This is a genomic window from Stappia albiluteola (assembly GCF_014050225.1).
Lineage (GTDB): Bacteria > Pseudomonadota > Alphaproteobacteria > Rhizobiales > Stappiaceae > Hongsoonwoonella > Hongsoonwoonella albiluteola.
In genome coordinates this window covers 13,663-37,419 of record NZ_JACFXV010000067.1, presented here as the reverse complement: position 1 = coordinate 37,419, position 23,757 = coordinate 13,663, and the positions used below count along the sequence as shown (strand labels likewise).

Annotated in this window: 17 protein-coding genes; 8 read left to right on the top strand and 9 right to left on the bottom strand. The window is 62.0% G+C overall.

Translation table 11 applies throughout. The features are described from left to right. Position 1: 1 nt before the first annotated feature. The 3 genes from H2509_RS19625 to H2509_RS19615 all read right to left on the bottom strand — a co-directional run bounded on the left by H2509_RS19625 (position 2) and on the right by H2509_RS19615 (position 5,392). A complete protein-coding gene (locus H2509_RS19625; RefSeq protein ID WP_182168171.1) occupies positions 2-1,486 on the bottom strand; it encodes a SulP family inorganic anion transporter in 1,485 nt (494 codons plus the stop codon). A gap of 203 nt (positions 1,487-1,689) precedes the next feature. Further along, the gene (gene bmt, locus H2509_RS19620) at positions 1,690-2,694 is read right to left on the bottom strand and encodes a betaine--homocysteine S-methyltransferase (RefSeq protein WP_182168170.1); all 1,005 of its coding nucleotides are present in this window, start codon (positions 2,692-2,694) and stop codon (positions 1,690-1,692) included. Between the two features lie 187 nt (positions 2,695-2,881). Continuing rightward, a complete protein-coding gene (locus tag H2509_RS19615; RefSeq protein WP_182168169.1) occupies positions 2,882-5,392 on the bottom strand; it encodes a GcvT family protein in 2,511 nt (836 codons plus the stop codon). Positions 5,393-5,651: 259 nt separating this feature from the next. Here H2509_RS19615 and H2509_RS19610 point away from each other — a divergent pair, with 259 nt between their 5' ends. From H2509_RS19610 to H2509_RS19590, 5 genes are all read left to right on the top strand, one after another. After that, positions 5,652-7,193, top strand: coding sequence for a trimethylamine methyltransferase family protein (locus tag H2509_RS19610; protein WP_182168168.1), 1,542 nt, complete (start codon positions 5,652-5,654; stop codon positions 7,191-7,193). A gap of 235 nt (positions 7,194-7,428) precedes the next feature. Continuing rightward, entirely contained in the window at positions 7,429-8,520 is a 1,092-nt protein-coding gene (locus H2509_RS19605; protein ID WP_182168167.1) for an ABC transporter ATP-binding protein, read from the top strand. A gap of 173 nt (positions 8,521-8,693) precedes the next feature. Then, on the top strand, positions 8,694-9,794 hold the full coding sequence (locus tag H2509_RS19600; protein ID WP_182168166.1) for an extracellular solute-binding protein: 1,101 nt from the start codon (positions 8,694-8,696) through the stop codon (positions 9,792-9,794). A 69-nt stretch (positions 9,795-9,863) separates the two neighbouring features. Continuing rightward, on the top strand, positions 9,864-11,129 hold the full coding sequence (locus tag H2509_RS19595; RefSeq protein ID WP_182168165.1) for an ABC transporter permease: 1,266 nt from the start codon (positions 9,864-9,866) through the stop codon (positions 11,127-11,129). 9 nt (positions 11,130-11,138) lie between these two features. Next, positions 11,139-11,993 (top strand): ABC transporter permease, encoded by an 855-nt coding sequence (locus H2509_RS19590; protein WP_182168164.1) that lies wholly within the window; start codon positions 11,139-11,141, stop codon positions 11,991-11,993. Positions 11,994-12,064: 71 nt separating this feature from the next. Here H2509_RS19590 and H2509_RS19585 read toward each other — a convergent pair whose 3' ends face one another. From H2509_RS19585 to H2509_RS19570, 4 genes are all read right to left on the bottom strand, one after another. Then, complete coding sequence (locus H2509_RS19585) at positions 12,065-12,802, bottom strand: hypothetical protein (RefSeq protein ID WP_182168163.1); 738 nt, start codon at positions 12,800-12,802, stop codon at positions 12,065-12,067. Positions 12,803-12,992: 190 nt separating this feature from the next. Beyond that, positions 12,993-14,180, bottom strand: coding sequence for an amidase (locus tag H2509_RS19580; protein ID WP_182168162.1), 1,188 nt, complete (start codon positions 14,178-14,180; stop codon positions 12,993-12,995). Between the two features lie 12 nt (positions 14,181-14,192). Continuing rightward, positions 14,193-15,017 (bottom strand): GNAT family N-acetyltransferase, encoded by an 825-nt coding sequence (locus H2509_RS19575; RefSeq protein ID WP_235975121.1) that lies wholly within the window; start codon positions 15,015-15,017, stop codon positions 14,193-14,195. A gap of 52 nt (positions 15,018-15,069) precedes the next feature. After that, on the bottom strand, positions 15,070-16,404 hold the full coding sequence (locus tag H2509_RS19570; RefSeq protein ID WP_328805133.1) for a nucleotide sugar dehydrogenase: 1,335 nt from the start codon (positions 16,402-16,404) through the stop codon (positions 15,070-15,072). Between the two features lie 413 nt (positions 16,405-16,817). Here H2509_RS19570 and H2509_RS19565 point away from each other — a divergent pair, with 413 nt between their 5' ends. Then, a complete protein-coding gene (locus H2509_RS19565) occupies positions 16,818-17,561 on the top strand; it encodes a PAS domain-containing protein (RefSeq protein ID WP_182168160.1) in 744 nt (247 codons plus the stop codon). Positions 17,562-17,755: 194 nt separating this feature from the next. Then, positions 17,756-19,474 carry a methyl-accepting chemotaxis protein gene (locus tag H2509_RS19560; protein ID WP_182168159.1) on the top strand — a complete coding sequence of 573 codons (1,719 nt, stop codon included), beginning with the start codon at positions 17,756-17,758 and terminating at the stop codon, positions 19,472-19,474. A 57-nt stretch (positions 19,475-19,531) separates the two neighbouring features. On the opposite strand, the gene H2509_RS19555 is transcribed toward H2509_RS19560, so the two are convergent. Further along, positions 19,532-20,341, bottom strand: coding sequence for a DUF2793 domain-containing protein (locus H2509_RS19555; protein ID WP_182168158.1), 810 nt, complete (start codon positions 20,339-20,341; stop codon positions 19,532-19,534). Between the two features lie 246 nt (positions 20,342-20,587). On the opposite strand from H2509_RS19555, the gene glmU reads away from it, so the two are divergent. Further along, a complete protein-coding gene (glmU, locus tag H2509_RS19550; protein ID WP_182168157.1) occupies positions 20,588-21,949 on the top strand; it encodes a bifunctional UDP-N-acetylglucosamine diphosphorylase/glucosamine-1-phosphate N-acetyltransferase GlmU in 1,362 nt (453 codons plus the stop codon). Here glmU and recJ read toward each other — a convergent pair. Beyond that, positions 21,936-23,753, bottom strand: coding sequence for a single-stranded-DNA-specific exonuclease RecJ (gene recJ, locus H2509_RS19545; RefSeq protein ID WP_182168156.1), 1,818 nt, complete (start codon positions 23,751-23,753; stop codon positions 21,936-21,938). The two genes, glmU and recJ, sit on opposite strands and share 14 nt — an antisense overlap. Positions 23,754-23,757 lie beyond the last annotated feature (4 nt).

The following is a 23,757-nucleotide window of genomic DNA, read 5'->3' as shown; positions in this document are numbered from 1 at the left end:
GTCAGTGCCCCATGGCGCGTTCGGGCGCGCCCGGCTTGTCGTAGATGGCAAGCCTGTCGACGATCGTCTCGCTTGCTTCATTCAATCCGACGACTTCCACCGCGATGCCTTCGCGGCGGAACTTCAGGACGATCGCGTCGAGCGCGGCAACACTGGAGATGTCCCAGATATGGGCGCGACTGACGTCGATCTTCACCCCTTCGAGCTGTTCCCTGAAATCGAAGGCCGCGCTGAAATCCTCGACCGATGCGAAGAATAGCTGCCCTTCCACCACATAAGTCCGGGTCTTGCCGTCCGTCGAGAGATCCGACCGCACCTGGAAGATCCGCGCGATCTTGCCGGCAAAGAAGATACCGGACAGAAGCACGCCGACCAGAACGCCAATCGCCAGATTATGCGTGATCACCACGCAGGCGACCGTCGCCAGCATCACCAGCGACGACGAGCGCGGGTGTTGCCTGAGATTGCGGATCGACGCCCAATTGAAGGTGCCGACCGACACCATGATCATCACCGCGACGAGGGCTGCCATCGGGATCTGCCGCACCCAGTCGCCCAGCACGACGATGAGGAAGAGAAGCAGGACACCTGCGGCAAAAGTCGACAACCGGCCGCGTCCGCCGGACTTCACATTGATCATCGACTGGCCGATCATGGCGCAACCCGCCATACCGCCGATGAAGCCGGTGGCGGCGTTGGCGATGCCCTGGCCGATGCATTCCTGATTCTTGTCGCTCAGCGTGTCGGTGAACTCGTCGACGATGGAGGCGGTCATCAGCGATTCAAGCAGGCCGACGGCAGCAACCGCGGCCGAATACGGCAGGATGATCGTCAGCGTTTCGAAAGTCAGCGGGATCTGCGGAACGAGGAAGACCGGCAGCGTGGACGGAAGTTCGCCCATATCGCCAACCGTGCGCAGATCGAGGCCGAAGCCGATCGCGACCGCCGTCAGCACGAGAATGCAGACAAGCGGCGACGGAATAGCCCTGGTTACATAAGGAAAGAGGTAGATGATCGCGAGGCCGGCGGCCACCATCACATAGGTCAACCAGGGAACGCCGATCAGTTCCGGCACCTGTGCGAGAAATATCAGGATGGCGAGCGCGTTGACGAAGCCGGTCATCACCGAGCGCGATACGAAGCGCATCAATTGGCCAAGCCGCAGCAATCCCGCGCCGATCTGCAGGAAGCCGGCGAGCACGGTGGCTGCCAGCAAATACTGCAGCCCATGCTCCTTCACCAGCGTCACCATCAGAACGGCTGTGGCGGCGGTCGCCGCCGAGATCATGCCGGGCCTGCCGCCGGCAATCGCGGTGATCACGGCGATGGAGAACGAGGCATAGAGGCCGACCTTCGGATCGACCCCCGCAATAATGGAGAAGGCGATGGCTTCGGGAATCAGCGCAAGGGCGACGACGAGCCCGGAAAGGAGGTCGGCGCGCACATTGCCGAACCATTCGTTCCGATAGGCGTGAAGTGAAAACATGAACTCTCCAGAACAGACGGCCGCGACCACGGGACTGGGAGATCCCGGCGCGGCGGCTGGTATGGTGGGAAGAATCCGGTACGGTGCCGGATCGGGATACGACCGGGCTTGACCCCGGCCGGAATAGCTTAAGCCCTGTTAGACCAGATCGTTGCTGCATTGCAATGTCGGCAAGGCGACAAATTCGTGAATGCTTGTAGCTTCTAACCTCGCCGCCGCCGGTTCCGTCTCTCCACAGGCTCATCGCCAACGAGACGCGGCGGGGCAACCAACGGCCCGATCTCGGCAACGATCCGCGACACGTCCGGGCGCCCTTCCGGCTGGTGCGTGTCCATGGCATGCCGCATTGCCGCGACATGCTGCGGCGAGGTCCCGCAACAGCCGCCGATGATCCTCACGCCGGCATCCATCGCCAGATGGACATAGCGTGCCATCAGGTCCGGCGTCCCGGTATAGACCACGTCGCCGCCACGGATTTCCGGGATGCCGCAATTGGCCTTGGCGATGACCACGGCATCCGGATAGGCCTCTGTGATCTCGAGCACGGCTGCCAGCAGGTCGGAGGCACCGACACCGCAATTCGAGCCGAGAGCGACCGGTTCGCAGGCAAAGTCCGAGGAAAGACTGCCCATACCCTTCGGCGAAAGCCCCATCATCGTCTTGCCGGCAGTATCGAAGCTTGCAGTCACGGCGAAAGGCATGCCGACGGAAGCCGCGGCCTCGGCCGCGGCCTTCATCTCCTCGGGTGCCGACATGGTTTCGGCCCAGGCGACATCGGCCCCCGCCTGTTTCAGGGCCTCGATCTGCTCGCGAAAGGCCTCGACGGCCCCGTCATAGGTCAACTGGCCAAGCGGAGCGAAAAGCTCTCCGGTCGGTCCGACCGAACCGGCGATGACGACCGGACGCCCCGCCTCGGCAACGACTTCCCGCGCAAGCGCCACGCCGGCCTCGTTGAACTCTCGAACGCGACCTTCGAAGCGATGCAGCTTGAGGCGATGCCGATTGGCACCGAACGTATTGGTCAGGATGATATCGGCGCCGGCTTCCACGAAGGAACGGTGCAACGCCTTCACCTTGTCCGGCTCGGTGACGTTCCACTCCTCCGGCGGATTGCCGGACGCAAGGCCTACGGCGAACAGGTTCGTGCCTGTCGCTCCGTCGGCGAGAAGCGTACCCTTCTCCCGCAACAGTTCCTGAATCGAGGGCAAGAACGCCTCCGTCGCACCACCCGCTGAAGGATCAGCCCGCTTTCGCGCGCCGGCCGAAACGCAGTGGTGTCGAATTGAAAGATTTTCCGCAGACGTATAGCCGGAAATGTCCGGATGGAAAGCACCGGCATTGCGATCTTTCCATCCGGAGCGGAAAAGTTTTCGAAGATCGGGCGGAACCGCCCGATCAGGCCCGCAACGCCTCGTTTTCCGGATCGAAAGGGCTTTCCGGAACGACCGTCGCCTTGTGCAGCTTACCGAGGATCTTGATATCGAATTCGGCGCCTGGCTCGACCAGATCCTGACGTACCATGGCCAGGGCAAGGCTCTTGCCAACGCGCCAGCCATAGCCACCCGATGTCGCGCGCCCGACCAGTTCTCCATTCCGGTAGATCGCTTCGTTGCCGCGCGCGTCGGCATCGGTCACGCCATGAACCTCCAGCGTCACGAAGCCCCAGGTGAATCCGCGCTCATGCCAGTCGAGCAGCCCCTGCTTGCCGAGGAAATACTCCTTGTCGAGACGCACGAAGCGCTCGAGGCCGGATTCCAGCGCGGAATATTCGATGGAGAGCTCGCGGGGGATCAACCGGTAGGATTTTTCTAGGCGCATGGAATCCATCGCCCTGATGCCGAAAGGACGGATATCAAACTCCTCGCCGGCCGCCATGATCGCGTCGAAGAGCGCATTCTGCATCTCGACCGGATGATGCAACTCGTAGCCAAGCTCGCCGACGAAGTTGACGCGCAGCACATCCGCCACCGCATGGCCAACGCTGATGCGCTGCCCCGACAGCCACGGGAAGGCCTTGTTCGAAAGGTCGGCATCCGTCAGCTTCCGCAGCACATCCCGCGAACGAGGTCCGGCCAGAACCAGCACGCCGTAAGCCGTTGTTATCGGCACCATCCTCACCGAACCGTCCGCCGGCAGGAGCTTTTGAAGCGTGTCATGGTCGTGGCGCTCGAAAGCTCCGGCCGACACCAGGTAGAAGCTTTGCGGCCCGGTCTTGTAGACGGTGAACTCGCTGCGGACGCCGCCCTGTTTTGTCAGAAGGTGGCACAGGCCGATGCGGCCGATCTTCTTCGGGATGCGATTGGCGAGGATCCGGTCGAGCCATTGCGCCGCGCCCGGTCCGCTGATCAGGCACTTGGCGAAGGCCGACATATCGAGAAGCCCAACCTTTTCATGAACATGCCGGCATTCATTACCCACATGCTCGAAATAGTTGGAACGGCGGAAGGAGTATTTCTCGACGATGCGGCCGTCGGCCAGGGCCGGCGAATGATTGTGGTTCAGCAGCACGTCGGGGCTCTGAAGATCCGCCTCCGTCAGTGCCAGATCCTTGGGCGCGAACCAGTTCGGGCGCTCCCAGCCGTAGACCGTGCCGAAGACCGCGCCGAGCGCCTTCATGCGGTCGTAGCACGGCGCCTGCTTCAGCGGCCTGCCCGCCGGACGCTCCTCGTCCGGGTAGTGGACCGTGAAGACGTTGGCATAGGCCTCCTCGTTCTTCGTCTTCAGATAGCCGCGCGACGCATAGGGGCCGAAGCGGCGCGGATCGACGCCCATCATGTCGATCGACGGCTCGCCCTCGACGATCCATTCCGCAAGCTGCCAGCCGGCGCCGCCCGCAGCCGTCACGCCGAAGGAATGGCCTTCATTGAGCCAGAAGTTCTTCAGATCCCACGCCGGTCCGATGATCGGCGAGCCGTCCGGCGTATAGGCGATGGCGCCGTTGTAGACCTTCTTGACACCCACCTCGCCGAAAGCCGGCACGCGCGCGATCGCGGTCTCGATATGCGGCTCGAGGCGCTCCAGATCCTCCTGGAACAGCTCGTATTCGCTGTCGTCCGTGGGAGCGTCGACATAGCAACAGGGTGCGCCAACCTCGTAAGGTCCAAGCAGCAGGCCGCCATTTTCCTCGCGCATGTACCAGGAGGAATCGCTCTCGCGCAGCACGCCCATTTCCGGCAGGCCGGCTTTCTGCCGCGCGACGATCGCCGGATGCGGTTCGGTCACGATGTACTGATGCTCGACCGGGATCACCGGCACGTCGAGGCCCACCATTTCGCCGGTCTTGCGGGCGAAGTTGCCGGTCGCCGAGACCACATGCTCGCAGGTGATGTCCCCCTTGTCGGTGGACACGACCCATTCGCCATTCGGCTTCTGCGTTATCGCGGTCACCGTGGTGTAGCGGTAGATCTCGGCACCTCCCGCGCGGGCGCCCTTCGCGAACGCCTGGGTGAGGTCGGCCGGCTGCACATAGCCGTCATCCGGGTGCTGGATCGCGCCGAGAAGACCGTCCGTTTCGCAAAGCGGCCAGACTTCCTTCACCTGCTCGGGCGTGAGCACGTTCAGCTTGACGCCGATCGTCTCCGCAACGCCGGCATAGTACATGTACTCGTCCCAGCGGTCTTTCGTGCGCGCTAGACGGATGTTGGAGACCTGCCGCAAACCGACATGCTGGCCGGTTTCCTCCTCCAGCCTGCCGTAGAGATTGACCGAGTACTTGTGGATCTGGCCGACCGAGTAGCTCATGTTGAAGAGCGGCAGCAGGCCGGCGGCATGCCACGTCGAGCCTGAGGTCAGTTCCTTGCGCTCGATCAGCACAACGTCCGACCAGCCCTTCTTCACGAGATGGTAGAGCGTGGAAACGCCGACAACGCCGCCACCGACCACCACCACACGCGCATGACTCTTCATCGCCATTTTCCTCGCTGACCGCCCCGAAGCCGGAACGCCGTCTCCCTGAATTTCCCGCAAGCCTAGGAAACGGAGCGACCGGCCGACCACCACGGGGCGACAGGAAGTATCGTCAACGCGGCATGGGCACCGGCTTCGCGGCGCCGCCGGCATGACGTTTTTGGGTAAGGCGACGCCGCTTTCGCGCCTTATCTCCCCAGGCATCGGGAGCACAGTAAACCGACTTTTTCATAACTGCCCAGGGCAAGGACCAAAAAGAATGACGGAACAGGAGGCGCGCAGCTTGCGTCGCGGCCGGGCGGCCAGGCGAGAGCAGCGTGAAGGCGGCCACGGATCGCTCGGACGCCCCTACATAACCCGCAATATCCCGGTCATCGATTTCCTGACCGACGAAGGGCTCGAGATCATCGAGGCCAATGCGGATACGATCCTGCAGGAAATCGGCATCGAATTCCGCGACGATCCGGAAACGCTGAATATCTGGAAAGAAGCCGGCGCCGACGTCTCCGGCCTGCGCGTGCGCTTCCCGAAAGGCATGCTGCGAGATATCGTCAAGACCGCACCGTCGCAATTCACCCAGCACGCCCGCAATCCGGCCCGCAATGTCGAAATCGGCGGCAAGAACCTGGTATTCGCGCCCGTTTACGGACCACCATTCGTTACCGATCTCGATCGGGGCCGACGCTACGGCACGATCGAGGATTTCCGCAATTTCGTGAAGCTCTCCTATGCCTCGCCCTGGATGCACCATTCGGGCGGTACCGTGTGCGAGCCGGTGGACCTGCCGGTCAACAAGCGCCATTTCGATATGGTCTACTCCCATATCAAATATTCCGACAAACCTTTCATGGGCTCGGTGACGGCGGCGGAGCGCGCGGAAGATTCCGTGGAGATGGCACGGCTCGTCTTCGGGCGCGAATTCGTCGATGCCAATTGCGTGATGATCCAGCTCATCAACGCCAATTCGCCGCTCGTCTTCGATGGCACGATGCTGGGCGCGCTGAAGGTCTATGCCGCGGCCAACCAGGCCTGCATCGTCTCGCCTTTCATCCTTGCCGGCGCAATGAGCCCGGTAACCGTCGCCGGCACACTGTCGCAGGTGCTGGCGGAGGCGCTCACCGGCTGCGCATTGACGCAGCTCATCAGGCCGGGTGCGCCCGTCGTGTTCGGCGCCTTCGTCTCCTCGATCTCGATGCAGTCGGGCGCCCCCACCTTCGGCTCGCCGGAAGGCACGTTGCTGCTGAACGGCGCAGCGAAGCTCGCCCGCAGGCTCAACCTGCCCTTCCGCTCGGGCGGCTCATTCACGTCTTCCAAAGTGCCGGATGCGCAATCCGCCCAGGAATCGGCCCAGACCATCACCGCGACGGTCCTATCGGGCGTGAATTTCTGCCTTCATGCGGCCGGCTGGCTGGAGGGCGGACTGTGCTCGTCCTACGAGAAATTCGTGCTCGATGCGGACCAGCTCGGCATGATGCACGTGCTCGCCAACGGCATCGACCTTTCGCAGGAAGCCCAGGCGATGGACGCGCTCCAGGAGGTCGGCCCCGGCGGGCACTTCCTTGGCGCCGCGCACACCCAGCGCAATTTCGAGCAGGCCTTCTTCCGCTCGGAGATCGCCGACAACAACTCCTACGAGCAGTGGCTGGCCGACGGCAGCCTGGACGCGGCTCAGCGCGCCAATAAACGCTGGAAGACTATGCTTGAAAGTTACGAAGCACCCGCTCTGAATGAAAGTATAGACGAGGCGCTTACTGATTTCATGAGAAGACGAAAATCCGAATTCCCAGACAGCAATGTGTAGTGTAAGGTACATTGTCGGGCGTTCGTTAGATAATCATGCACCAGGCGCCAATCTGCACGCGCGCCTGGCGAGGCGTAATCGTTATTAATGCACAGGCATTTCTGATGATTTGCATTTTTCCCCAGCTGGGGTTGATTTCGTAGACTTTGGCGGTACGTTTAGGAGAGCAGATCAACGATAAAATAGAGCGGCAACATGCTGCTCTGGCGAGACGATGGGGGACAGGTAGCAGGCCGTGGACGATCAGGATTCAATTGTTTCCTTCCGCGAGGTTCAAAAGTCCTATGACGGTGTCTCGCTGGTCGTAAAAAACCTAAATCTCGACATCAAACGCGGCGAGTTTCTCACGATGCTGGGACCTTCCGGTTCCGGCAAGACCACCTGCCTGATGATGCTGGCCGGTTTCGAAGCCGCCACTCATGGCGAGATTTTCCTGAACGGAAAACCGATCAACAACGTGCCGCCGCACAAGCGCGGCATCGGCATGGTGTTCCAGAACTACGCCCTTTTCCCGCATATGACGGTGGCGGAGAACCTCGCCTTCCCGCTGCAGGTGCGCAAGATCGGCAGGGCGGAACAGGAAGCCAAGGTCAAGCGCGCCCTGGAAATGGTCGAACTGGCCGGTTTCGGCGCCCGCCGCCCGGCGCAGCTTTCAGGCGGCCAGCAGCAACGCGTCGCCGTGGCCCGCGCGCTGGTCTTCGAGCCGGATCTCGTGCTGATGGACGAGCCGCTTGGAGCGCTCGACAAGCAGCTGCGCGAGCAGATGCAGTACGAGATCAAGCACATCCACGAGAGCCTCGGCGTTTCCGTCGTCTATGTCACGCACGACCAGTCGGAAGCGCTGACCATGTCGGACCGCATCGCCGTCTTCAACGACGGCGTCATCCAGCAGCTTTCGGGACCGGACGATCTCTACGAAAATCCGCAGAACTCCTTCGTCGCGCAGTTCATCGGCGAGAACAACAAGCTCACGGGCACCGTCAAGGAGCTTAACGGCGCCACATGTCAGGTCGCACTTGCCGACGGCACCGAGCTCAGGGCCGAGAAAGTCAACGTCGATGGCGTCGGCAAGGGCACGACGCTGTCGCTCAGGCCCGAGCGTGTCGAACTGGAACCCAATGGCGGCATGGACAACAAGGTCACCGGAAGGATCGAGGAACTGATCTATCTCGGCGACCATATCCGGATCCGCATGAGCGTTGCAGGCAATAACGACTTCATCGTCAAGGTCCGCAACCGCGGCGAACGCCGCCGGCTCGCCGAAGGCCAGGATATCGAGATCGGCTGGGCCGCCGCCGACTGCAAGGCCCTCGACCTCGTCCAGTAATCAGGCACTGGGCGCAAGGCCGCGCCACCGATGCGGTCCCGGGCAAGGCGGCAACGACATCACTGCACGAAATCCGCGTCCTCTTCGCCGGAGGGCGTTTATCGAAAGGCAGGAGAACACAAGAACCAAACGCCTGACCTTCAACCTAAAAAACCGGATAAGGGGAAAAGAGCATGAGATTGAAAGCTTTGATTCTAGCAACAACCGCCTGTGCGCTGATCGGCGGCACGGCGGTGGCGAAGGACATGACGATCGTCTCCTGGGGTGGAGCCTACTCCGCAAGCCAGAACAACGCCTATCACAAGCCGTACATGGCCGCGAATCCGGACATCAACATCATCAACGATGAGTCGTCCAACGAAGCGGTCGCCAAGCTTCGCGCCATGAACGAGGCCGGCAACATCACCTGGGATCTCGTCGATGTGGTTGCCGCGGATGCTATCCGCCTCTGCGACGAAGGCCTCGCCATGGAGATCAACCACGATGAAGCCCTGGCACCGGCGCCCGATGGCACTCCGGCGTCGGAAGACTTCGGCCCGATGATCGTTTCGGACTGCTACATCCCGCAGATCGTCTACTCGACCACCTTCGGATATCGTACCGACGTTGCGGAGTGGAACGGCAAGGAGCCACAGGATATCTGCGCGGTCTTCGACCTCGAGAACTTCCCCGGCAAGCGTTCGCTCGAGAAGCGCCCGATCAACAACGTCGAGTGGGCCCTCCTGTGCGATGGCGTGCCAAAGGACGAAATCTACGACGTCCTGGCAACGGATGAAGGCGTCGATCGTGCTCTTGCCAAGCTCGATACCATCAAGGACCAGGTGATCTGGTGGTCGGCCGGCGCCGAAACGCCCCAGCTTCTCGCCGACAAGGAAGTCGTCATCGGTTCCACCTACAACGGCCGCCTCTTCTCCCTGATCGAGGAGCAGGACCAGCCGGTTAAGATGCTGTGGGACGCGCAGGTGTTCGATCTCGACGGCTGGATCGTACCGGCCGGGCTGCCTGAAGATCGCCTGGCGATGGTGATGGACTACCTGAAATTCGCGACCGACACGCAGCGTCTCGCCGATCAGGCCAAGTACATCTCATACGGTCCGGCGCGCCAGTCCTCGGCACCTCTCGTCGGCAAGCACGCGGAACTCGGCATCGACATGGCACCGCACATGCCAACCGACCCGGCCAATGCGCAGAACACCTTCCTCTATAACTACGAGTGGTGGGCTGATCATCGCGACGACCTGGACGCCAAGTTCCAGGCCTGGCTGACCCGGTAATCCGAGCAAATGCGGCGGGCGGGGGCGATCCCCCTGCCCGCTCCTTCATAACAAGAACGGCGTGCGAGCATGACTGACCTGACCGCTGAAGCTCCCGTCCTGACGACCCGGGACGGCAAACCGCTCAAAGCAAGTCTGGCCCGCGCCTTGCGGCGCGAAAAGCTGCGGTCCCTGATGCTGATCGCGCCGCTGCTCGTTTTCATCGTCGTCACATTCCTCGCGCCGATCGCCGACATGCTGTTTCGATCAATCGACAACAGGATCGTCGCCGAGACGTTGCCGAAGACCGTGGTGGCGCTGGCCCAATGGGACGAAACATCCGGCAACCTGCCTGACGAGACCGTCTTCCAGGCTCTCCACGACGATCTGTTGATCGCGGTGGAGGAAAAGACGCATACGCGTCTCGGCTCGCGGCTCAACTATGAAGCGTCGGGCATGTCGAGCCTCTTCCGCACCACCGGTCGACGCGTGAAGCGCATGGAAGACGGCAGCTACGCCGAGCAGTTCATCAATGCAGACAAGGACTGGGGCGACGTCAAAACCTGGCAGATCCTGAAGCGCTTCTCGCCTCCATACACCGCGGGATATTTCCTCAACGCCGTTGACGCGCAGGTAACGCCTGACGGGATCGAAATGAAGCCCGAGAACCAGCGGCTATATCTGTTGCTGTTCGCTCGCACGATGATGCTGAGCCTCATCATCACCTTCTCCTGCCTGTTGTTCGGCTATCCGATCGCCTATCTGCTGGCCACCTTGCCGCTTCGCTATTCCAATCTGCTGATGATCCTCGTCCTGCTGCCGTTCTGGACGTCGCTTCTCGTGCGCACGTCCGCCTGGAAGGTGTTGCTGCAGCAGCAGGGTGTCATCAACGACGCACTGGTATGGGCGGGCCTGGTCTCGAATACCGATCGTCTGGTTCTCATCAACAACCAGACGGGCACGATCATCGCCATGACGCATATCCTCATGCCGTTCATGATCCTGCCGCTCTATTCGGTCATGAAAACGATATCGCCTTCTTATGTGCGGGCGGCAAAAAGCCTTGGCGCCACGGACTGGACCGCTTTCTGGCGGGTCTATTTCCCGCAGACGGTGCCCGGCATAGGCGCTGGCGCGATCCTCGTCTTCATCCTGTCGATCGGCTACTACATCACGCCCGAGCTTGTCGGCGGTACCGAGGGCATCTTCATTTCCAACCGCATCGCCTACCACATTTCCTCGTCGCTGAACTGGGGCCTCGCGGCCGCGCTCGGCGTCATCCTGCTGGCGATGGTTCTGCTGCTCTTCTACGTCTACGACCGGATCGTGGGCATCGACAATGTGAAACTCGGATAGGGACAAACAATGTCAGGCCTTCCTCCCTATGCCTCCGCAGGCCAGCGCACGTGGTATTACGGCTTCCGCATCCTGTGCGCGCTGATTTTCTTCTTCCTGATCTTCCCGATCATGGTGATCATCCCGCTGAGCTTCAACGCCCAGGACTTCTTCACCTTCACGCGGGAAATGCTTGCATTCGAGCCGGCCGGCTATTCGCTAAAGCACTACGAAGACTTCTTCACCAATCCCGACTGGCAGCAGGCGCTGACCAATTCCTTCCTGATCGCACCGGTCGCAACATTGCTTGCCACGGGCATCGGTACGCTGGCGGCGATCGGCCTTTCCCAGAGCCACGTCCCGTTCCGGCCGGCGATCATGGCCATCCTGATCTCGCCGATGATCGTGCCATTGATCATCTCGGCGGCTGGCATGTACTTCTTCTATTCGCGGATCGGATTGCAGGGAACTTATTGGGGCGTGGTGCTGGCCCATGCCGCGCTCGGCACGCCCTTCGTCATCATCACCGTGACGGCCACGCTGGTCGGCTTCGACCGCAGCCTTGTCCGTGCGGCCGCAAGCATGGGAGCGGATCCGGTCAAGACATTCTTCCGGGTTCAGATGCCGTTGATCATTCCCGGCGTGGTGTCGGGGGCGCTGTTCGCCTTCATCACCTCGTTCGACGAAGTGGTGGTCGTGCTCTTCCTCGGATCGGCCAGCCAGAAGACCCTGCCCTGGCAGATGTTCACCGGTCTGCGGGAGCAGATTTCACCGACGATCCTCGCAGTCGCTTCGGTGATGGTGGCGCTGTCGATCGCGCTGCTCACCACGCTGGAGATGTTGCGTCGCCGCTCGGAACGGTTGCGCGGCCTGTCACCCGCTTGATTGCGAGAAAAAGCCGCTGGCCAGAGGCGCAGCGGCTTCGCGTATTCTTGCATTTCGGTCCTCGTCGGACGCTACAACTCTCCCGCCGCGCGGGCCAGCCTGTAGCGCTCGGCCACATGCCACAGGGCCAGGATTAGGAAGTAATAGAGAAAGCATTCCTGGATTTCGCTGTAGCGAACGGCAGGAAAATAGCCCGCAGCCATCAGTCCGAGCCGCTTCGGCACCTCGCTTAGCTGGATGAGGATTGCGATCGGCATGAACCAGAAGCCCGTCACGAAGGGCTTGAAGACGCGCGGCAGCCATCCTCTCACCCTCTCCTGCATGAAGGGAACCACCAGTCCTGCCAGGATGGTGATCACTTCGAGCAGGGCGCGCGGTTTCTGGTCGAACCACGTGCCGATGTTGTGCAGGTTCGTCTCCTGCTGGTCATTCAGTTCTTCAAAGACGCCGGTCGCCTTCCACTTGAAGAAATGCTGACCGTAGCTTGCCTCTTCTCCGGCGATAAAGAGGCCGGCCAGGACCGCGAGACCGGCGATTGCCATCAGCGTCCACTGGCGGTCCTTGCGGAACTTCAGAACGAGCCGCAATGCCATGCCGGCTGCGATAAGCGGCAGGATGATATGCGAAATCTCCAGCCAGCCGGTCTCCCGCTCCAGACTGGCGTGGTAGAAATCCAGATGGGTGAATGCCGTCCAAAACAGCAGGACAAAGGCAATGGTAGGCAGCGCCACGTAGAAGACCGCTTTCAGCATTACCGATTGGGAACCCGCTTCGGAGGCTGACGCGTCGAATTGGCGAAGAGTTGTCATGTGTCCGGCCTTGCACAGGCGACCGCAATATCGGTCGCCAATAATATCCCTGGCAACGCAGCAAGCGCGCCTAGAGAAGAATTCGTGAGTCTGATGCTCTCACCTAACGGCATCGAGCGGGCGGAGGAAATGACAGAATTGTGACAATTCCAAGAGACCGTCCCCGCCAGGTCTCGCAGAATTCCGTGGCTCAAACGACAGCCTCCGAAATGTTCCGCGCTACCTCAATAAGGCTGCGATCGGAGTTGCGCGGACCGATCACCGAAAGCCCGAACGGCGCGCCATTCGCTCGCCCAAGCGGAAAAACGACCTGCGGCAACCCGGCGAGTCCAGCGACGCACAGAAGCTTCATGGCGTCATGGCGATAGCTGTCGAACGCTGCCTCTCCCGCATTGAGCCTCAGCGGCGCATCATGCACGACCGGCGAAATTACGATGCCGTTCGGGCCGAGCAACTCCTTCATTTGCCGGGTGAAGTCCATACGCAACTCCTCGGCGGCCCTCACCGCATGGGACGACAGTGACCGGGCATAGGCAAAACGCTCGGCAATGCCGGGACCGAGCGGAGGATGCATCGTCTCCTGCCACTCACCGTGAATGGCAAGCACCTCGGAGGCCTGGATGTTGCGGAAGGCGGAATAAAGCGCTTCACGCTGCCCGTCATAGACAGACACCCTTTCCAGCGGCCCGAACACAGTCCCGATCCGCCGTAAGGCCAGATCGACCAGATTGCTCCCCTCGCCGGAGACACCCGCGAGCAGGTCTTGAGGAAGCAACAGCCTCTGCTTCGAAAAAGGCGCTTCATCCGCATCCATCAGCACATCAGCAACCAGCTTCAGCGTTTCGCCATCCCGGGCGAAAAAGCCGCAGGTATCGAAGCTTGGAGCCAGCGCCATGCAGCCGTCGAGCGCGACCCGGCCGTGCGTCGGTCGAATGCCCCACAGCCCGCAGAATGCAGCAGGCGCTCGCACCGAGCCGCCCGTGTCCGTGCCAAGGGCTATGTCGGCAAGATGCCCGGCGACAGCGGCGGCGGAGCCGGAAGACGAACCACCGGGAATATGGTCTGGCGCGACAGGGTTCACCGGTGTCCCGAAATGCGCGTTCACCCCGTAAAGCGACCAGGCGAGTTCGTCGGTATGGGTCTTGCCGCAGAACTCTGCACCGGCATCGAGCAGGCGCTTCACCACCGGCGCATGGTCCTGCTTGATGCCGCTTGCGGCCAGCTTCAGGGGGTTGCCGCAACCGGTTGGATATCCCGCAACGTCGAAAAGATCCTTTACTGCCAGGCGCAAGCCGGCAAGCGGGCCCGTTGGCGCGCTCACGACCTCTGCCGGAGGATAGGGAAGGAAGGCACGATAGCGGTCGAGATGCGCCAGCATGAAGGCGTAGTCCTATCCGAGTTCGAAAGTGGTGATACCGAAGATCCGCTCCAGCGGCAGCTTTGGCGGCTTGCCTTTGTACATCCGCGCCGTCTCGAAGACCGGGGAAAGCTCATAGCGCTCCGCAAGCGCCTGGGCTCCTGCATTCGGCTCCGGAATATCAAGGATAACTTCCTGCCCTCTCACGCTTCCGGCAAGAGCGCGGAACAGAAGATCGGCAACCTCCTCGCCTTCGGCGAACAACGGACCGATCTTGAAGCCGTCCCGACAGGCGCGAATCGTCCCGTAACCCTTCATGTCGCCGTCTTCGACGACCGCAAATCCGCGACGGGAGGCGCTGCCCGGAGCCAGCCATTCCTTCAGGAAATTCTCCCTCTCTTCGGGGAAATGCTCGCGATCGTGGGAAACGACAGTCCGATGAAGCCCCCTCCCGATCGTTGCGATGCGCTGATCGACCGGCATGTCGGCCGTGGAAATGCCGCTCATGCGCACATTGCGATGAGCGTATTCGAAACCCGATTTCCGGTAGTTCGGCTGTTGCTCGACAACGCCATCGAGGCCGATGGTCCTGTCGCCGAGGCTGGCAATCGCGTGCCGCCACAGGCCATGGCCGATGCCCTGCCCGCGCAAGTCCTTGCGGGTGATGTAGAGCCCCAGAAAGGCGAAGCTCTCCCCATATCGAACGATGGAGATTGAAGCCGCCGGTTCTCCGTTGGCATAGGCCATGAGGTAGCCGCCGGGATCCGCAGCATAGAACGCCTCGACATCCTCCAGACCGGGATTCCAGCCTTCATGCGCTGCCCAGTCGACCGCAAGCGCAAGGTCCTCCTTGCTCATGGGGCGATATTCGATCCGCATCTTTCGCGCCTCCCCTGCTGCAAGCGCAAGCTCAGGCCCGTGTCACCTTCGCTTCCGTTGCCGGATACCGGCCGCGCGTGTCGATGATCAGCCGCGCTTCCCGCAGGATCATATCGTAATCGAAATTGTCGTGGTCGGTCGCGATCACCACGGCGTCATGCGCGGCAATCGTCGCCGCATCCGCGTGCAGGCTTTCGTAGGACGACGAAACGCCGTGCCCCGCTTTCAGACGCGGCACGAAAGGATCGGCATAGGAAACCCTGCCACCCTTTGCCGCGATCCCCTCGATCACGTGCAGGCTCGGCGATTCCCGCATGTCGTCGATATTCTTCTTGAAGGAGACGCCGAGCACGAGAACGCGCGCGCCCTTGAGCGCCTTGCCTTCCTCGTTCAGGGCATGCATCAGCTTCTCGACGACGAAATCCGGCATCGCCTGATTGATCTCGCCGGCAAGCTCGATGAAGTGGGTGTGAATGCCGTATTCGCGCGCCTTCCAGGTCAGATAGAACGGATCGACCGGAATGCAGTGGCCGCCGACGCCCGGTCCCGGGTAGTAGGGCGTGAAGCCGAAGGGCTTGGTGGCGGCGGCACGGATCACCTCGAATATATCGATCCCCATCCGGTCTGCCACAGTCTTCATCTCGTTGACGAGGCCGATATTGACGCTGCGATGGATGTTTTCCAGCAGCTTGGTCATCTCCGCGACACGGGTGGAGGAAACCGGCACGAGATTATCGACCGCCGCGCCATAGAGCGCCTCGGCAGCGGCAAGACAGTTTTCCGTAACCCCGGATACCACCTTGGGAATGCTTCGGATATCGAACTTGGCATTGCCGGGGTCTTCGCGCTCCGGCGAATAGACGACGAAGAAATCCTCGCCCACCGAAAGTCCTTCGCGCAGGAGTTCCGGCAACATGTCGCCTTCTGTCGTGCCGGGGTAAGTCGTGCTTTCCAGCGCAACGATCTGCCCTTCGCGCAAATACGGGTGGATGCGCCGCGCGGCGTCGAGAATATAGCCGATATCCGGGTCGTGGTATTTGCCGAGCGGCGTCGGCACGCAGATGATCAGCGCGTCGCATTCGGCCGTTCTTGCAAAGTCGTCGGTCGCCAGGAAGTCGGTTTCGAAGCGCACCTGCACCGTCTCGCGGCCAACATATTTGGTGAAGCCGTTATCGCGATTGAGCTCGGCGATCTTCCCCGCATCGACATCGAAACCGGTGATGGCGAAGCCGACTTCGCTGAAACGCGCGGCGAGTGGCAAGCCGACATAGCCAAGGCCGATGATCCCGATCCGCGACTGGCGCGACGCCAATCTCTCGATCGTCCTGCCCAGTGTGCTTTCCGGCTTGATTGGACGGGCGGTCACAGGGGCATCTCCTCGGCTTTGAAGATTGCGGCCAGGCCAGTTCCCGTCAGATCGCGGCGATCCAGCAAGAACGTACCTAAGCCATTGAAATCTATGGCTTTTGATTAGGCATTCGCCCTCAACTCATTGGAAAGCGCGAAGCCCGCAAAAGCATCGCTTCGCCTGTAGCATGGCCGGCTTTCTCAAAACAAGGCGGGTCTACCTCCTTCCGGCCTATCACAAGCGGTAATGGCGGCGGCGCAACCCTTTGCTGCAACGCAAGAAGCCTCTATTTTCATTGTCACATTTCATTCCACGCTCAAAAGCCGTTTCATAAGAATGCCGAAGACGACACGCTTTCATCCATCCTGGCGACCGCACTTGCGGAAAATATCTGAGCGCTTGGCACGCGGACGCTCGAACATGGTATCGCCATGCGATTGACCCGCAACCGGCCTACCGGCTTTTCTTCCTACCACTATCTGAAGCTCATCGAGGAAACCGCCGAGATCGGCACCTGGTCCTGCAATTTGGCCGAAGGCGTGGATGTCTGGTCACCCGGGCTTTACCGCATGCTTGGTCTGTCGCCACAAGACGTGAAGCCGTCCTTTGCAGTCTTCGCCGATCTCATTCACCCGATCGACCGGCAGCTCTTGCCCGATATCGCTCAGTCCCTGCGCGACATGCTCCTGATTGACCACGAATGCAGGATCTTACGCGCCGACGGCAGCCTGCGCTGGCTGCATTTCCGTTTCGAGACCATCCACGGAGATGTGGGCGCGCCGCTGCGGGCGGCGGGCGTTTTCGTCGATCAGACCGAGCGTCGCGAAGCCGAACGGGCGCGCATATTGTGGGAGCAAAGATATCGGGCCAACGCCGAGCGGCAGGCGGAGCCTTCCTGCCGGGCCGCACTGCCGGAAAATATTGGTGGCGCGTTGTTTCGCGCGGCAAGGGGACTGGTGAATTGGTCGATCCCGGAACTGGCCCGCGCATCGGGCGTATCGGAGTCGACGATCCGCCGCGTCGAGTCGCGGCGCCGGGATAGCGCCGTACGCCGAGGAACGATTTCCGCCCTGGTAGCGGCTTTGTCGGCCGAGGGCGTCGAGTTTTGCGCCGACCCCAGCGGACGGCCGGGTATCCGCCTGGTCCACGATACATGGCAGTCGCCACGCCCTTGAATGCGAACCGTTCATGCCTACCGGCGTCCTGGCGGAAATGAACCGAAAGCGCTCATTTCATGCACTGTCTCACGCGCAATATGCATGCCGCCATCAACCGCGAATTAGCTTCCACCCTTGATGATTTCTGAAAATGTCTGATGGATCAAGTGGTTGTGATCCACGCGGCTCAAACACGTGGCTGGATGGAAAACATGAGCATGACAGACGCAGTCTCACAGCAGCGGCGAAACGGACTGGGTATAAGCGGCAAGATCTACATGATCGTCGCCGCAATGGGTTTCGTGGTGGCACTGATCGTTGGTGCCACGCTGCACGTGATTTCCGAGTATGACGCTCAGCTCGCCGATTTCGAAAATGCATCCCAAAGGGCCTATAACGGCGAGCATCTGAACAGGCTCGTGACGGCGGTGGTCATGGAATCCCGCGGCATTTACGCCTCGGGAGGCCGCCAAGAGGCCGCCAAGTTCGCCCAGGGCCTTATGAAGAACCTGGACCTGATCGACCAACACCTTGAGATCTGGGAGAAGATAGTCCCGCTGGAGGGGCGTCAGGCGTTCGACCAGGTCGTGCGCCGCACGAAGGAGTTTCGCGCATTCCGTTCGGAAACCGCCCGGCTTGGAACCGAAGTCGGCCCCGAAGCGGCCAACGAACAAGGCAATAACGAAGCAAACCGCGCCAATCGCAAGTCCTATCAAGCCGAGATCGACGAACTCGTCAAACTCAACCAGGCTAACCTCGACTCAATCCGTTCCGAGATCGCATCCTTTAAAAATTTGATGATGAGGATCGTCCTAGTGACGGCGGGCGTTGGGTTCGTTCTTGGCGTTCTGATTGCAAGCTATATCGGCTTCGCCCAGTTGGTGCGGCCGTTGCGCCGCCTCGGAGCCACGCTTGTCCGTATCGCCGAAGGCGAATTCGACGTGGAGATCACCGAGGCCCGCCGCACCGACGAGATCGGCGACCTCGGCCGGGCCGTGGCGGCAATCAAGCGGAAGGCGGTCGACCGTGCAAGGGAGGAACTGAATCAGCAAACCCAAGCCGAGTTGCTGGTCCGGGAAGAACGGCGGGCGCAGCGCACGCGCATGGCCGACGAGTTCGAGCAGGCAGTAGGCCAGGTCGTCGACGGCGTATCGAAGGCGGCAAGAGAGTTGCAGCAGGCCGCCGAAACCCTCACGTCTTCCGCTGAGGAAACGAATGCGCAGGCAGCAGCCGTCGCTTCGGCCGCCAGCCAGGCAGCGGCAAACGTGCGCACTGTTGCTGAAGCGGTTGAGGAGCTTGCCGGATCGGCAGCCGAAATCGGGCGTCAGGTCGATCAGTCGACCGAAGTCGCCTCACGTGCCGTGACACAGGCCGCCAACACCAATGCCCGCATGACCGGACTGCAGAGCGATGCCGAAAAGATAGGCGCGATCGTCGGCCTGATCGAGGATATCGCCGCGCAGACAAACCTCCTGGCGCTCAATGCCACCATCGAAGCCGCACGCGCCGGCGAAGCAGGCAAGGGCTTTGCCGTCGTCGCCCAGGAAGTCAAGGGGCTGGCGGAACAGACTGGGCGCGCAACGGCGGAGATCGCGGCCCAGATCACGAGCATGCAGACGTCGACGGGAGAAGCGGCAACCGCGATTTCCAGCATCGGCAGCACGATCGGCGATATCAGCCAGATTGCGTCGGCAATCGTCGCAGCGGTCGAGGAACAAGGGGCCACAACGACAGAAGTGGCGCGCAACATCCAGCAGGCGGCAATCGGCACGAACGAAGTCACCGCCAATATTGCCGGAGTTACCGAAGCTGCACAGGCGTCGAGTTCGGCGGCAAGCCAGGTGCTTGCTTCCGCCCGTGACCTTGCGACCCAGTCGCAGTTGCTAAACGGCGAACTGCAGAAGTTCCTCGCCAACGTACGCGCGGCATAACGGCAGCAAGTACCCGGGCGGGCACGTGGCTTCTCCGCGTGCCCGTTCCCTATCCTCTCACCAGGTACTCAGTGCAGCACGACGCCATGTGTTGGCGGCCGTGCAGACATAGACGAAATTCGCATCCCAGCAGATGTCGCCCTGATTGCCGGAATCTGTTGGTGACGCCGGCGTTCGGGGATTGCGCAGGCGCATCCTGTCCGAGTTCACGTCAAGAAGTGACGTTGGCGACAAGGTACCGATCCCGAGCCCTGCCGCGGTCCATCGGCTGCGTTCCTGACCGTTCAATGTGACACGAAACGTGTGACCGGCGGGGTCGAGCAGCAGGCTGTCGACCCAGGCCGCACCGTCGGCCGAGGCCTTCAGTTCCAGAGCGTCCGAACCGGAATTACCGACCTCGGCGCGCCCGGAGTAGCTGGTCTGAAAAATCAGCGATGCGGTATTGCCCTGGGTCTTCTTGTTCACGACGAGGCGCATGTCGCCCGAGCCGGGTGTGACATCGTCGTGCGACAACAGCGCCGCGTCGGATTTCACGGCCAGCCGATTATAGGAATCCGCCCCCGTATTGACGCCGAAAGACTGCGGTACCTCGGTCTCAAGCAGGGGCTTCCATTCAGATCCATCCCAGACGAGCAGTTGTTTCGTCGCCTGATCGTAGAGCCGCCATCCCGTCTCCGGGGTGAAGAAATGCCAGATGCCGTTGACGAGGACGGCAATCTGTCCCTCCCTGCCTGTCCACGCCCCGGATGCCGGCGACGCGATCGCATATTTGTCGCCTTCCGCAGGATCGGCGGGCGGCTCGGTCAGGTCTCTCCGCAACACCACCAGATTCATGGCCTGATCGATGACATGCAGGGCTTCGTTCACGGTGACGTGCTTCTGGGCCTGCGCTGCGGCAACTTCCTCGATCGCGTAATGGGGAGTGGTCATGTCCTGCCTCGCTATATTCAAGGCAAAGGATAGGTCTGCCCCGTATTACCGGGGAAAACTTCGCCGCAGCCCACCTTCGGCGCTCATTGCTACCTGTCCGAAACGGATTGAGTTCGGCTTCCCCTTGACGCAGCCGGTCCGGCATCGGAAGAAACGGCAACCTTCAAGTCTCGGGGATAGTCGATGTCCACGCCCTCATGCCTCGCCATTGTCCTGGCCGCCGGTCTCGGCACCCGGATGAAGTCCGCATTGCCGAAGGTGATGCATGAAGTCGGCGGATTGCCGCTTCTCGGTCACGTGCTGACGGCCGTCGCGCAGGCCGGCATCGACCGTGTCGCCGTCGTCATCGGGCCGGACATGGAGAATGTCGAGGCGCTCGTCGCAAGGCTCTCCCCGAATGCCAGCTGCCACATCCAGGCAGAGCGCCTGGGCACCGCGCATGCCGCACGCGCCGCCTCCAGGGCCCTGGCAGATACGCCGGATCACGTGCTCGTGCTGTTCGGCGACACGCCCTTGGTCGAAACCACCACGCTCAAGCGGATCCGCGCCCGCCTTGACCAAGGCGCGGACCTCGCCGTACTCGGCTTCGAGGCCGCGAACCCCTTCGGCTACGGCCGCCTCGTCATGGATGGCGACCAGTTGGCCGCGATCCGCGAAGAGCGCGACGCCTCCGAAACGGAGCGCAGGATCACCTTCTGCAATTCCGGCATCATGGGTTTTCGCGGGCCCCATTTCGCTTCCCTGCTGGAAGCCATCGGCAATGCCAATGCCAAGGGCGAGTTCTATCTCACCGATGCGGTCGAGATCGCGCGCGCACGCGGCCTCTCGGTGATGACTGAAAGCGCGCCGGAAGACGAGGTTCAGGGCATTAACACCCGCGCCCAGCTTGCGGCCGTCGAGGCCGTCTTCCAGAACCGCATGCGCAACGCCGCCATGGATAACGGCGCGACGCTCGTCGCGCCCGAGACGATCTTCTTCTCCCACGACACGGTCCTCGGCAGTGACGTGGTTGTCGAGCCGAACGTCGTCTTCGCGCCGGGAGTAGTGGTGAAAAACGGCACACGGATCCGCGCCTTCAGCCATCTGGAAGGGGCGGATGTAGGTGCCGCGGCGACGCTTGGGCCATACGCCCGCCTGCGGCCGGGCGCCAGGATCGGCGAGGCAGCACATATCGGCAATTTCGTCGAGATCAAGAACGCCACTGTCGAGGCCGGTGCGAAGGTCAATCACCTGACCTATATCGGCGACGCCCGCGTCGGCGCGAAGGCCAATATCGGCGCCGGCACCATTACCTGCAATTACGACGGCGTGTTGAAGCACCACACCGATATCGGCGCCGGCGCCTTCATCGGGTCCAATTCGACGCTGGTGGCCCCCGTTACGATCGGCGACGGCGCTTATATTGCTGCGGGCAGCACGATCACAGACACCGTTTCGAAAGATGCCCTGGCGCTTGGCCGTGCCCGGCAGAGCGAGAAGCCCGGACGGGCGGCCGAGATCCGCTCACGCCTTCAGAAAGCCAAACGGGCGCTCAAGGGCGATTGAGCGTCGGGTCGGCGGCGTCCAGAACGCGAAGCTGCACCCGTTCCGCTCCCTGCCAGGTATCGATCGACAGGGCACCGGCAAGATGTAGCGGCATGCCGCGCCGGCCCAGCAGGAACTGGCCGAGCGGCGTGTCGGCGGCCTTGAAGGCGATCCCCTTGAGGCTTTCCCCGGCATTGGAGGAGACTGACAGGCGGATATGACCGTTGCCCACCACATCGGCAAACGTGAGCCGATGGCTCGGCAACGCGAAGACGGGCTCCGGATGCCCCGCGCCATAGGGCCCGGCGCTTTCGATCTTGTGCAGCAGGTCAACCGTCGCGCCAGCCGCTGTCGCCACACCGTCGATCTTCAGTTCGTGTTCGGCTGTCGCAACGGCAACGTCGTTCGCAAGCCTCTCTTCGAAGAATGCCGCAAGGTCCGCCTCGCGATCCTTCATCACCGTCAACCCGGCGGCCATGGCGTGACCGCCGCCCTTGACCAAAATGCCGGCCTCTACGGCCGCGCGAACTGCCTTGCCGAGGTCGACACCGGCAACCGAACGGCCCGACGCGGTGCCTTTGCCCGCATCGTCATAGGCGATGGCGAAAACCGGCCGGCGATGACGGTCCTTCAGCCGTGAGGCTACCAGCCCCACCACGCCCGGATGCCAGCCCTGCGAGCCTGTGAGAAGCACGGAGGGATCGCCGGCCTGCAGTGCGGCAAAAGCCTGCGCCTCGCCTTCCTCGAGCATGGCGGCTTCCACCGCCTGCCGCTCCTGATTGAGGCCCTCCAGCACGGCGGCAATTTCCCGTGCCTCCTCCGCATCTTCCGTCGTCAGCAAGCGGGCGCCGAGCGCGGCGTCACCGATCCGTCCTCCCGCGTTGATCCGGGGGCCTATCAGGAAGCCCAGGTGATAGGGCGTCGGCTTGCCATGCACCCGCGATGTATCGCACAGGGCCGCGAGACCGGAATTCATCCGCCGATGCAGAATGCCCAGCCCACGCGTCACATAGGCCCGGTTCAGGCCCTTGAGCGGAACCACGTCGCAAACCGTTCCCACAGCGACGAGATCGAGCAGCGCCAGGAGGTCCGGCTCGCGCCGCGTCTTGAAGGCTCCGCGCCGACGCAATTCCCGGTTCAGCGCCACAAGGAAAAGGAACGTCACGCCAACGGCGGCGAGATGCCCCTGCCCCGAGAGATCGTCCTGGCGATTCGGATTGACGAGCGCTTCCACACGGGGCAGTTCGACGCCGCATTGATGATGATCGAGCACCACCACCGGCAGGCCGACCTTGCTCGCCGCGTCGAAGGCCTCGAAAGAGGTGCTGCCGCAGTCGACGCAGACGAGGAGCCCCGCACCTTCCGCTTTCAGCTGCTCGATAGCCGTGCCGTTGGGGCCGTAACCCTCGATGATCCTGTCTGGAATATAGATGCGGCTTTCGATACCGAGCGCCGCGAGGTAGCGTGACAACAGGGCCGATGATGTCGCCCCATCGACGTCGTAATCGCCGAAAATCGCGATCCGCTCGCCCCGCTCCAGCGCGTCGGCGACCCGGAACGCCGCCTGGTCCATCCCGGTCAGGCTGGAGGGATCCGGCATCAGGTCGCGGATCGAGGGTTCCAGGAATTCCAGCGCCTGATCGGCCGTGACGCCACGCCCGGCCAATACGCGGGATACGACGTCCGGCAGCCCATGCCGCTGGGCGATCGTCAACGCTTGCGCATTTTCACCCGCATCGAGCCGCTCCCGCCAGACGCGACCGGAAGCCGAGCGCGTGACGCCGAGGACGACCCGCCTTTCGCCTTCATCCCCTGCCGCCTGCATTCTC